Annotated in this window: 11 protein-coding genes; 5 read left to right on the top strand and 6 right to left on the bottom strand. The window is 60.2% G+C overall.

Annotation, left to right across the window (positions count from 1 at the left end; genetic code table 11):
* Positions 1-97: 97 nt before the first annotated feature.
* The 6 genes from LQK83_RS00265 to LQK83_RS00290 form a co-directional block, all read right to left on the bottom strand.
* On the bottom strand, positions 98-1,219 hold the full coding sequence (locus tag LQK83_RS00265; protein WP_230835293.1) for a branched-chain amino acid ABC transporter substrate-binding protein: 1,122 nt from the start codon (positions 1,217-1,219) through the stop codon (positions 98-100).
* A gap of 117 nt (positions 1,220-1,336) precedes the next feature.
* Complete coding sequence (locus LQK83_RS00270) at positions 1,337-1,699, bottom strand: DUF6867 family protein (RefSeq protein ID WP_230835294.1); 363 nt, start codon at positions 1,697-1,699, stop codon at positions 1,337-1,339.
* A gap of 21 nt (positions 1,700-1,720) precedes the next feature.
* A complete protein-coding gene (locus LQK83_RS00275) occupies positions 1,721-2,449 on the bottom strand; it encodes an ABC transporter ATP-binding protein (protein WP_230835295.1) in 729 nt (242 codons plus the stop codon).
* The gene (locus LQK83_RS00280) at positions 2,449-3,315 is read right to left on the bottom strand and encodes an ABC transporter ATP-binding protein (protein WP_230835296.1); all 867 of its coding nucleotides are present in this window, start codon (positions 3,313-3,315) and stop codon (positions 2,449-2,451) included. The genes LQK83_RS00275 and LQK83_RS00280 overlap by 1 nt, the downstream gene beginning before the upstream one ends.
* Entirely contained in the window at positions 3,315-4,700 is a 1,386-nt protein-coding gene (livM, locus tag LQK83_RS00285; protein ID WP_230835297.1) for a high-affinity branched-chain amino acid ABC transporter permease LivM, read from the bottom strand. Before livM ends, LQK83_RS00280 begins: the two co-directional genes overlap by 1 nt.
* A 4-nt stretch (positions 4,701-4,704) precedes the next feature.
* On the bottom strand, positions 4,705-5,607 hold the full coding sequence (locus tag LQK83_RS00290) for a branched-chain amino acid ABC transporter permease (RefSeq protein ID WP_230835298.1): 903 nt from the start codon (positions 5,605-5,607) through the stop codon (positions 4,705-4,707).
* 471 nt (positions 5,608-6,078) lie between these two features.
* Between LQK83_RS00290 and urtA the strand changes: the two genes are divergently transcribed.
* The 5 genes from urtA (at position 6,079) to urtE (ending at position 11,690) form a co-directional block, all read left to right on the top strand.
* Positions 6,079-7,365, top strand: coding sequence for an urea ABC transporter substrate-binding protein (urtA, locus tag LQK83_RS00295; protein ID WP_230835299.1), 1,287 nt, complete (start codon positions 6,079-6,081; stop codon positions 7,363-7,365).
* A gap of 189 nt (positions 7,366-7,554) precedes the next feature.
* The gene (urtB, locus tag LQK83_RS00300; protein WP_442966706.1) at positions 7,555-9,078 is read left to right on the top strand and encodes an urea ABC transporter permease subunit UrtB; all 1,524 of its coding nucleotides are present in this window, start codon (positions 7,555-7,557) and stop codon (positions 9,076-9,078) included.
* A complete protein-coding gene (gene urtC, locus LQK83_RS00305; RefSeq protein WP_230835300.1) occupies positions 9,075-10,235 on the top strand; it encodes an urea ABC transporter permease subunit UrtC in 1,161 nt (386 codons plus the stop codon). Before urtB ends, urtC begins: the two co-directional genes overlap by 4 nt.
* Positions 10,232-10,993: an urea ABC transporter ATP-binding protein UrtD gene (urtD, locus tag LQK83_RS00310; protein ID WP_230835301.1), complete on the top strand. Its 762-nt coding sequence runs from the start codon at positions 10,232-10,234 to the stop codon at positions 10,991-10,993. The genes urtC and urtD overlap by 4 nt, the downstream gene beginning before the upstream one ends.
* Before the next feature lies 1 nt (position 10,994).
* Positions 10,995-11,690: an urea ABC transporter ATP-binding subunit UrtE gene (gene urtE, locus LQK83_RS00315; protein WP_230835302.1), complete on the top strand. Its 696-nt coding sequence runs from the start codon at positions 10,995-10,997 to the stop codon at positions 11,688-11,690.
* Positions 11,691-11,820: the final 130 nt, after the last annotated feature.

Raw genomic sequence — 11,820 nt, forward strand, 5'->3', positions numbered from 1 at the left:
GCCGTAACTACAACTTTGGGATGGATTTTGACAAAAGAAAAGGCCCGGTGCGAACGACACCGGGCCTCTGCTGGTCCGTCAGGACAGAAGGGTCGGCTTAGAGGCCGGTTTCCTTGTAGGTGTACTTGCCATCGGAGCCCTTGCCCCAGGTGTACATCGTGTAGTCCGGACGGGTGATGTCGCCCTTGGCGTCGAAGCCGATGTCGCCGATCACGGTCTTGAACGGACCCTTGGACTTGGCGGCTTCCGCAACAGCGGTCGGATCGGTCGAGCCAGCGGCCTTGGCTGCCTGCGCGATGATCTGAACGGCTGCGTAGGAGTAGAGCGTGTAGGCTTCCGGCTCGAAGCCGGCCTTGCGGAACTTCTCGACAGCTTCCTTGGCGTTCGGGTTATTGCGCGGATCCGGCGGGAAGGTCATCAGCGTGCCGTTGACGGCGTCGCCGGCGATCGAGGCCAGTTCGTTCGAGGTGATGCCGTCGCCCGACATCATCGTGGCCTTGACGCCCTGGTCGGCCATCTGGCGCAGGATCAGGCCGGCTTCTGTGTGCAGGCCACCGTAATAGACCATGTCTACGCCGGCGCCCTTCATCTTGGCGATGAGCGCGGAGTAGTCCTTTTCGCCCGGCTGAATGCCTTCATACATCACTTCGGTGATGCCGGCGGCGTTGAGAGCCTTCTTGGTTTCGTCAGCGAGGCCCTGGCCATAAGGCGTCTTGTCGTGAACGATAGCAACCTTGGCCTTCGGGAAGTGCTTGGCGATGTAAGCGCCGGCAACTGCGCCCTGCTGGTCGTCACGGCCGCAGGTACGGAACGTGTTCCACAGACCGCGCTCGGTGAACTTCGGGTTGGTCGAAGCGGGCGTGATCTGCATGATGCCGTTTTCGGCATAAACTTCAGACGCCGGGATCGAAACGCCGGAGTTGAAGTGACCGACGACGAACTTCACGCCGTCAGCAACGAACTTGTTGGCAACCGAGATGCCCTGCTTCGGGTCGGAAACGTCGTCGCCGAGTTCAATGGCGACCTTCTCGCCGTTGATGCCGCCGGCAGCGTTGATGTCTGCGACAGCCTGCTCGGCACCCTTCTGAAGCTGCGCGCCGAAAGCGGCGTTCGGGCCAGTCAGGGGGCCGGCAACGCCGATGAGCAGGTCAGCCCGGGCGGCGCCGCTATAGGCAACCATTGCGACCAGCGCAACGGCGGACAGAAGTGACTTCTTCATTCTGTAACTCCCAAATTCAAGCGGGTCAGTTTGTTGATTAGCCAATGCAATACCCACCAAAGATCGCACCGGCAATTTAAGAGGCGAGGGCGGTTCCCCCTGCCTCCGTCCCTCTGGTCAGGCCTTGTCCTTCCACGAGAAAGGCGAGGCCTTTTCATAAAGCCAGTAGTAGGCGTTCACCATCTGATTGGTCCGCGTGTAGCGGTAGCCAGCAGTAGAGAACACCAAAAGCACAACGAAGTCCATGACATAAAACAAGGGCGCCTGCCCGAAGAACATGGGTCCGTTGAACAATGCATGATGGATGAAACGGACGCCCACAGTGAGCAGTGCCGTGTAGATCACGACGGCCGGATAAGTCTTCCAGCCTTGCGATGCACCCTTGCCACTCATCCAGGCCGTCCAGAAGCAAAGCAGCATCACGATGACACGGATGACGGTGTGAACGGTATCGTCGGATTCGAAAAACAAGCCTTGCATATGACTATCCCTTTCCCGACCTCAATGCGCCCCGCCTTCCAGATAGGCCGCGCGGACCTCCGGATTGGCGAGAAGTTCGGCGCCCGAGCCGCTCATCGTGATCGAGCCGTTCACGAGCACATAAGCGCGATGCGACAGCTTCAGCGCCGCGAATGCGTTCTGTTCGACGAGGAAGACGGTGAGGCCCTGCGTTTCATTGAGCAGCTTGATGGCCGCAAAGATCTGCTTGGAGACCAGCGGTGCGAGACCGAGAGACGGTTCGTCCAGCATGAGCAGCTTCGGCCGGGCCATCAGTGCGCGGGCGATCGCCAGCATCTGCTGTTCGCCGCCCGAGAGTGTACCGCCGCGCTGGAACTGGCGTTCCTTGAGGCGCGGGAAGAGGGCAAACATTTTCTCGACGTCTTCGTTGAAGAACTTCTGGTTATCCAGGCTCGCGCCCATCTGAAGGTTTTCGTAGACCGTCATGCGCGGGAAGATGCGGCGGCCTTCCGGCGATTGCGCGATGCGCAGGCGAGCGATCTCGTGCGTGGGCATCCGGGTGATGTCCTGACCGTCGAAGGTGACGGTGCCGACACGCGCCTGCGGGCTGCCGCAGATGGTCATCATCAGCGTCGACTTGCCGGCGCCGTTGGCACCGATGAGGCTGACGATTTCGCCCTTCTTCACCTCGACATCGACGCCGGCCAAGGCGCGGATGTTTCCGTAGAAGGTCTCGACGCCTTCAACTTTCAGCAATGTTTCAGCGGTCATCAGTGCGCGCCCTCTTCGACTTCGTGACGAACGGTTTCCACTTCATCGTCGTCGACGCCCAGATAGGCGGCGATGACGCGCGGGTCGTTCTTCACATGGGCGGGATCGCCGTCGGAAATCTTCTGGCCATATTCCAGAACGACGACGTGGTCGGAGATTTCCATGACGACGGACATGTCATGCTCGATGAGGAGCAGAGACGTACCGTTGTCGGCGCGGATCGAGCGCAGCAGCTTGTTGAGTTCCTGCGATTCGCGCGGGTTCAGGCCGGCAGCCGGTTCGTCGAGGCAAAGCAGTTCGGGGCCGGTGCACATGGCGCGGGCAATTTCCAGACGGCGCTGGGCACCGTAGGGCAGGTCGCCGGCCGGGTCGTCGGCGCGGTCGATCAGGCTTGCCTTTTCCAGCCAGTAGCGGGCCTTCTCGACCGCTTCCTTGCTGGCATCCTTGTAGGACTTGAAGCCGAGCAGGCCCAGAACCGTGTAGCCCGAGGCTTTCATCAGCGCGTTGTGCTGTGCGACCAACAGGTTTTCCAGAAGCGTCAGCCCCGAGAAGAGGCGGATGTTCTGGAATGTGCGGGCGACCTTGGCATCACGGGTGACCTCGAAATCGGCCATGCGCTCCAGATAGTATGACTTGCCGCTCTTCTGCTGCATGGAAATCATGCCCATCGTCGGCTTGTAGAAGCCGGTGATGCAGTTGAACACGGTCGTCTTGCCGGCGCCGTTCGGGCCGATGAGGGCCGTAATCTCGCCGCGGCGGACTTCGAAGGAGAGGTCGTTGATGGCCATGAGGCCACCAAAGCGCATCGACAGATGCTCGACCTTCAGAATTGCGTCATTCGTCATTGTATTTGCCACCGCGCTCATCAGCCGTGTCCTTCCTTGGTGAAGGAGCCGGATACGGACTTGCGCTCGAAGAGGAAGGCCGTGGGTTCGCGACTGCCGACAAAGCCGCGCGGTCTGACCAGCATCATTATGATCATGGCGAGGCCGAAGATCAGCATGCGGTAGAGTTCCGGCGTGAAGTCGGGTCCGAAGACCGCTTTCAGGAAGTCCATTTCGCGCAGAAGCTCGGTGCCGCCAACCATCGCGATCGCGGCGATTGCAATGCCGGTCAGCGAGCCCATGCCGCCGAGAACCACGATCGACAGGATGACGGCCGATTCGAGGAAGACGAAGGATTCCGGCGAGACGAAGCCCTGGCGCGCTGCGAAGAAGGAGCCGGCAAAGCCGCCGAACATTGCGCCGATGGCGAATGCCGTCAGCTTGGTTGTGACTGTGTTGATACCGAGCGAGCGGCAGGCGATCTCGTCTTCACGCAGCGCTTCCCATGCGCGGCCGATGGGCAGGCGGCGCAGCCGGATCGTGACGAAAGCCGTCAGAAGGCACAGCAGAAGGATGAGATAGAAGAGGAAGACCTTGTAGTAGGCCGAGGACATCGGCAGGTGGAATATCTTCGCAAAGCCATGGGGCGAGGCGTCGAAGGGAATGCCGAAAAGCGTGATCTTCGGAATGCCGGAAATGCCGAACGTTCCTTGGGTGACATCCTGCCAGTTGATGAGAACGAGGCGGATGATTTCCCCGAAGGCAAGAGTCACGATGGCAAGGTAGTCGCCCTTCAGGCGCAGGACGGGGAAGCCGAGGATGATGCCCCAGAAGGCAGACAGGATGCCGGCGAGCGGCAGCAGGATCCAGAAGGAGAAGCCGAAATTGATCGACAGCAGCGCGTAGGAATAGGCACCCACCGCATAGAAGGCGACGTAGCCGAGGTCGAGCAGACCGGCGAGGCCGACCACGATGTTCAGACCCCAGGCCAGCATCACGTAGATGAGAATCTGGATGCCGAAATTGTCGATATATTTCAGCGAGCCCTGCGCGCCGAAGAGCCACAGGATGATCGGCGGATAGAGAACAAGCGCGAGGATGGCGAGCTTCGAGAAGTTGCGCTTCACGAAGCCGGCGTCCGAGGTGTCCGCTGGTGCAGCGTCCTTGGCTGCCTTGCTGGCGGCACGCCAGGGCTGGAGCCAGGCGACCATGGCGAAGCGGCCAAAGAAGGCGATCGCGACGAAGGTCGCCAGGAGACCCCAGCGCGGGACGAGGATGAGTTCGTTGCGCATGTTCTGGTCGGTCTTGAGCCCGATGAACAGCACGAACATGAAGAAGGTCATGACGGCGGTGAAGGTCGCTTCGCGCAGAGCCTTTGCCGTCAGGGACCCGGCCGAAACGGTCGAGGGATTGGTCACGGTCGCCATCGGATCAAACCTTTTCGACTTCAGGACGGCCCAGCAGGCCGGACGGCTTGAAGATCAGCACGAAAGCGAGGATGGCAAAGGTTGCGACATCCTTGTAGGCGATCGTGAAATAGGCTGACCAGAGCGATTCGATCAGGCCAATCAGCAGCCCGCCGATGACGGCGCCCGGCAGCGAACCGATTCCACCGAGAACGGCTGCGGTAAACGCCTTGACGCCCGGAACGAAGCCGTCGGTGAAGACAATCACGCCGTAGTACATGAGGAACATCGTGCCGGCGACGGCGGCAAGTGCCGCGCCCATGACGAAGGTGATGGAAATCGTGCGGTCGACGTCGATACCGAGAAGGGCGGCCATCTTGCGGTCCTGCTCGGTAGCGCGCTGTGCGCGGCCAAGCGGCGTCTTTTCAACGATGTACCAGAAGGCGGCCAGAAGCGCGACGGTGATGACCACGATCACGATCTGCTTGAGCGAGATGGAGATGCCCTGGATCGTGTAGACCGAGTTGACCATCTGCGGAATCGGCTTGTTGCGCGGACCCTGCGTGACCTGGATGAAGTTGGACAGCGCGATCGACACGCCGATCGCGGTGATCAGCGGCGCCAGGCGGAAGGAGCCGCGCAGAGGGCGATAGGCCACCCGCTCGATCGACCAGTTCCACAGGCTCGTGGTCACCATCGCGACGATCAGCATGCAAAGCAGCGCGACTGCGATAGGAGCGCCGCCAAAGACCGTCATGATGAGGAGGTAAACGATGAGACCGGCGAAGCCGCCGAGCATGAAGATATCGCCATGGGCGAAATTGATCATGCCGATGATGCCATAAACCATCGTATAGCCGATTGCGATCAGGCCATAGATGGAGCCAAGAGTCAGCCCGTTGATGAGCTGCTGGATAAAATACTCCATACCTTTTCCCCTAGATGCCTGTTGTTCCATGCATCTTTTTTATTGCGTGCCTTATTTTTGGGCTCTGGCACAGTCTCCATTCCATACCGCTTTCAATCCAAAAGGGAAGAGAAAACTTCCACTTTTTGCCTTTCCCAACGATACCCTCCGGTACGGTTTGATTTTTGCCATGCAGCATGCGTGTCAGGCGTCGAATCGAACTTGCTGGAAAGACTTATTTCGTTTCGTCAAGGGCGAGTGAAGGTGGTTTGGACTTCTCTTGCAGCAATTTCATCAGGCTGGCGCATTTTATGATGCTATTGGCGACAATAATTATTTCATTTGCGACGGTCCCCAGGCATGTTCGAATTTCCTGAATTACCCCTTGTCCTACGTCAATTGACGTATGTCGCAGCGCACAATCCCGTCGGATAGTGCCTGGGCCTTGCGGCAGTCGGCCGCCAACACAAATTCCAGAGGGGTTTTCGAGTCATGAATTTCAAAACCAAACTGATGGGGCTGGCGCTTGCCGCCGCCATGTCGTCAACGGCAATTTCCGGCGCTTTCGCCGAAGATACGATCAAGGTCGGCGTCCTCCACTCGCTGTCGGGCACCATGGCGATTTCCGAGACGACGTTGAAGGACGTCATGCTCATGCTTATCGACGAGCAGAACAAGAAGGGTGGCGTTCTCGGTAAGAAGCTTGAGCCTGTTGTCGTCGATCCGGCGTCCAACTGGCCGCTGTTTGCCGAAAAGGCCCGCGAACTGATCTCCAAGGACAAGGTTGCGGCTGTCTTCGGCTGCTGGACCTCCTCGTCGCGCAAGTCGGTCCTGCCGGTCTTCGAAGAGCTGAACTCGATCCTCTTCTATCCCGTACAGTATGAAGGCGAAGAGTCTTCCCGCAACATCATCTACACCGGCGCTGCCCCGAATCAGCAGGCAATCCCGGCCGTCGATTATCTGATGGACAAGGAAGGCGTGAAGCGCTTCGTGCTTGAGGGCACCGACTACGTCTATCCGCAGACGACCAACAAGATCCTGAAGGCCTACCTGATGTCCAAGGGCGTCAAGGCCGAAGACATCAAGGTCAACTACACGCCGTTCGGCTTCTCCGACTGGCAGGCCGAAGTGGCCTCGATCAAGAAATTCGGTTCCGAAGGCAAGAAGACGGCCGTGGTCTCCACCATCAACGGCGATGCCAACGTTCCTTTCTACAAGGAACTCGGCAACCAGGGCATCAAGGCCGAAGACATTCCGGTTGTTGCCTTCTCGGTTGGCGAAGAAGAGCTCTCCGGCATGGACACCAAGCCGCTGGTTGGCCACCTCGCTGCCTGGAACTACTTCGAATCGGTCGACACGCCAGCGAATGCCGAATTCATCAAGGAATGGCATGCGTTCACCAAGAACGACAAGCGCACCACAAATGACCCGATGGAAGCTGCCTATATCGGCTTCAATGCCTGGGTGAAGGCCGTCGAGGCCGCCGGCACGACCGATACCGACAAGGTTCTCGACAAGATCATCGGCGTCACGGTTCCGAACCTCTCGGGCGGCTATGCGACCGTCATGCCGAATCATCACATCACCAAGCCGGTTCTCATCGGCGAAATCCAGGACAACGGCCAGTTCGACATCGTTCAGCAAACGCCTGAAGTTGTCGGCGACGCATGGTCCGACTATCTGCCGGACTCCAAGGACCTGATCTCGGATTGGCGCAAGCCGATGTCTTGCGGCAACTTCAACGTCAAAACCGGCAAGTGCGGCGGCAAGGGTTCCTGATCCTCAAGCGAATTTCGCACGAAGGCGGGCGTCCTGCGCTCGCCTTCTCCTCTTCTGACACGACCTGAAAATCGATTGAGGCCCATGTTCAAAGCGATCCAGACAATCCTCGGCGCTCTCATTCTGGCCTTGTTCGTGGCCATGCCGGGCGCCCACACCGCGGCCCGCGCCGCCGAGGCGACCAGCGCGATGGTGAATGCGCTAGCTTCGGACAATTTCAAGGCCATTGAAGATGCCGTCAACGCGCTCGCCGCCACAGGCGACGCCTCCGTCGTTCCTGCGCTGGAAGCGCTGGGTGATGGCGAGCTTTATTTCCGCAAGGCCGACAAGCAGGTCTTCATCACCGAAAAGTCTGGCTCCAAATTCAAGCTCATCGATCCGCTGACGCAGAAGGCTGTCGGCGAGGAGCAGAAGGCCGCCATCGACAAGATCAGGGTCAACAACAGCCTGCGCCGCGCGATTCGCGATGCGCTGGGCGGGTTGACCCTGCAGTCTAAGGACCGCGCCGTCCGGCTTGCCGCCGCGCAGACCATTCTGAAATCCCCGAATGCCGAGGCGCTGCCGGCGCTGGACGCCGCCATTGCCAAGGAAACCGACGGCGAGGTGAAGAAGGTCATGACGCAGGCGCGGGCCGCCTCCGTGCTTCTCTCCAATCTCGGTCCCGACGAAAAGTCGAAGGCCATTGCCGAAATCCGCGCCGTCGGCGGCCAGGACTCGCTGTCGCTGCTCTCCTCGATTGCCGGCACGGTGGATGATAGTCTCAAGCCGCAGGTCGCTTCCGCCATTGCCTCGATCAACAGCTCGCTCGAACTGTGGAATGCCGCTCAATATGTCTGGTACGGCATTTCGCTGAGCTCTGTCCTGCTGTTGGCCGCCATCGGTCTTGCCATCACCTTCGGCGTCATGGGCATCATCAACATGGCGCATGGCGAGATGGTCATGCTGGGCGCCTATTCGACCTATGTCGTGCAGGAAGTGATCCGCCAGAATGCGCCCGGCCTGTTCGACTGGTCTCTGGCCATTGCGCTTCCTGTTGCCTTCCTGGTCGCCGCTCTCGTCGGACTGGCCATTGAACGCCTCGTCATCCGTCACCTCTACGGCCGGCCGCTGGAAACGCTGCTGGCCACCTGGGGCATTTCGCTGATCCTTCAGCAGACCGTGCGGTCCATCTTCGGTGCGAACAACCGCGAAGTCGGCAATCCGTCCTGGATGTCCGGAGCGTTCGAGCTTGGCGGGCTGACGATCACCTGGAACCGCATGTGGATCGTCATCTTCACGCTCGGCGTCTTCTTCGCGCTCCTGACACTCCTCAAGCGTTCGCCGATCGGCCTGCAGATGCGCGCCGTCACGCAGAACCGCCGCATGGCCTCCTCCATGGGCATCCGCACCCCCTGGGTCGATGCCATGACCTTCGCGCTGGGCTCCGGGATCGCGGGGATCGCCGGTGTGGCGCTCTCGCAGATCGACAACGTCTCACCTAACCTTGGTCAGGGCTACATCATCGACAGCTTCATGGTCGTGGTGTTCGGCGGCGTCGGCAATCTGTGGGGGACGCTGGTGGGCGCACTCTCGCTCGGCATCGTCAACAAGTTCCTTGAACCTTACGCGGGCGCAGTGCTCGGAAAGATCATCGTTCTCGTGCTCATCATTCTCTTCATCCAGAAAAGACCGCGCGGCCTCTTCGCGCTCAAGGGAAGGGCGGTGGAAGCATGATCACCTCGTTCCTCCTCAAGTCGCTCGACAAGCGCGTTTCGATTGCAATCCTCATCCTGCTTGCTATCGCCGTCATCGTACCGGTCCTGAACCTGTCGCTCTCGGCGTCGAACCCGCTGCAGATCCCGACCTATGTCATGCAGCTTTTCGGCAAGTATCTGAACTATGCGCTGCTGGCGCTGGCGCTCGATCTCGTCTGGGGCTTCTGCGGCATTCTCTCGCTTGGCCACGGCGCCTTCTTCGCGCTCGGCGGCTACGCGATGGGCATGTATCTGATGCGCCAGATCGGCTCGCGCGGCTCCTATGGCGACCCGATCCTGCCCGACTTCATGGTCTTCCTGAACTGGAAGTCGCTGCCCTGGTTCTGGCATGGCTTCGACATGTTCTGGTTTGCCTGTGTCATGGTGCTCTTCGTGCCGGGCCTGCTTGCCTTCATCTTCGGTTGGTTCGCCTTCCGCTCCCGCGTCAACGGCGTCTATCTGTCGATCATCACGCAGGCCATGACCTATGCGCTGATGCTCGCCTTCTTCCGCAACGACATGGGCTTCGGCGGCAATAACGGTCTGACCGACTTCAAGGACATCATCGGCTTTGAAGTGCAAGCGGACTCCACTCGCGCCGTGCTCTTCGCGGCCTCGGCCATTGCGCTGGCGCTGTCGCTCATGATCGCCTCTGGCATCGTGCGCTCCAAGGCCGGCAAGGTATTGGTCGGTATCCGCGATGCGGAAAGCCGTACACGCTTCCTCGGCTATCGCGTCGAGAACTACAAGCTCTTCACCTTCGTCGTCTCGGCGATGATGGCGGGCGTCGCCGGCGCGCTTTACGTGCCGCAGGTCGGCATCATCAATCCGGGCGAATTCGCGCCGGGCAACTCGATCGAAGTCGTCATCTGGACGGCGGTCGGCGGGCGCGGCACGCTGATCGGCCCGATCCTCGGCGCCATCCTGGTCAATGGCGGCAAGACGATCTTCACGGGTATCTGGCCGGAATTCTGGCTCTTCGCGCTCGGCGCACTGTTCGTCGCCGTCACGCTCTTCCTGCCCAAGGGGATCGTCGGCACGGTCGCCGAGTTCATGGCCAAGCGCAAGGCGAAGGCTGCGGTCGCGGACAAGCCCGCAGACACCACGGGTGCAGAACAGGCGGAGGCGGCGCAATGAGCGATCTGAAAAACTACAAGCCAAGCAGCCTTCTCTATCTCGACGGCGTCTCGGTCTCCTTTGACGGGTTCAAGGCCCTGAACTCGCTCTCCTTCGTGGTCGAGCCCGGCGAGCTGCGCGCCATTATCGGCCCGAACGGGGCGGGCAAGACAACGATGATGGATATCATTACCGGCAAGACCCGCCCTGACTCTGGCGAAGTGTTCTTCAACGGCACTGTGGACCTGACGACCAAGGACGAAGCGGATATCGCCCAGCTCGGCATCGGCCGGAAATTCCAGAAGCCGACTGTGTTCGAAAGCCATACCGTATGGGACAATCTGGAACTGGCGTTGAACCGGAAGCGCGGTGTCTTCGGCACGCTGTTCTACAAGCTCACGGGCGAGGACAAGGACCGTATCGAGGAAATTCTCGCCACGGTTCGGCTGACCCATCGCAAGGATGATTTCGGCGCCAACCTGTCGCATGGACAGAAGCAGTGGCTGGAAATCGGCATGCTGCTGGCGCAGGAGCCGCAGCTTCTCCTCGTCGACGAGCCGGTCGCCGGCATGACGGATGCGGAGACCGCGGAAACCGCCATCCTGCTCCGCGAAATCGCCAAGACCCGCTCGGTCGTGGTGGTCGAGCACGACATGGGCTTCATCCGCGATCTGGGTGTGAAGGTGACGTGCCTGGCCGAAGGGTCGGTGCTCGCTGAGGGCTCGATCGATTTCGTGTCGAACGATCCGAAGGTGATCGAGAATTATCTGGGGCGATGACATGCTGACCGTTGAAAACGCAAACCTTCATTATGGCGCAGCACAGGCCCTGCGCGGCGTGTCGTTGAAGGCCGAGATGGGCAAGATCACCTGCGTGCTCGGGCGCAACGGGGTGGGCAAGTCGTCGCTCTTGCGCGCGGTCACCGGCCAGCACCCGCTCTCTGGCGGCGAGATTGCCTTTCAGGGCACGGTGCTGAACGGGCTGCCGCCCTATGCCCGTGCGAAGACCGGTATCGGCTATGTGCCGCAGGGGCGCGAGATCTTTCCGCTGCTGACGGTGAAGGAGAATCTCGAGACGGGTTACGCGCCGCTGAAGCGGGCCGAGCGGAACATTCCGGACGATATCTTCAGCCTGTTTCCGGTACTGCAATCCATGCTCGCCCGCCGCGGCGGCGACCTGTCCGGCGGGCAGCAGCAGCAGCTTGCGATCGGGCGGGCGCTTGTGACGCGGCCGAAGATTATCGTTCTCGACGAGCCGACGGAAGGCATCCAGCCGTCGATCATCAAGGATATCGGCCGGGCGCTGAAATATCTGCGCGATTCCACCGGCATGGCCATTCTGCTTGTGGAACAGTATCTCGATTTCTGCCGCGAACTGGCGGACTATGTGTATATCATGGATCGCGGCGAGATCGTTCACGAGGGGCTGGCGGAAACGCTCGACACGCAGGAGGCGCGGCGGCACCTGACGGTGTGATCGGGGGTTACGTTCACTCGCGAAATATAGCGAGTTGCGCATGACTTTCTGCTGTCTGGTCCGGTTCTTGCTTTTTCGTGGGCGAGGCCTGGAGTCATCCTCCGGCCGATCGGAAATGAGAAGCAGAGAG

This window comes from Rhizobium sp. C1, from assembly GCF_021026335.1.
Taxonomy (GTDB): Bacteria; Pseudomonadota; Alphaproteobacteria; order Rhizobiales; family Rhizobiaceae; genus Ensifer_A.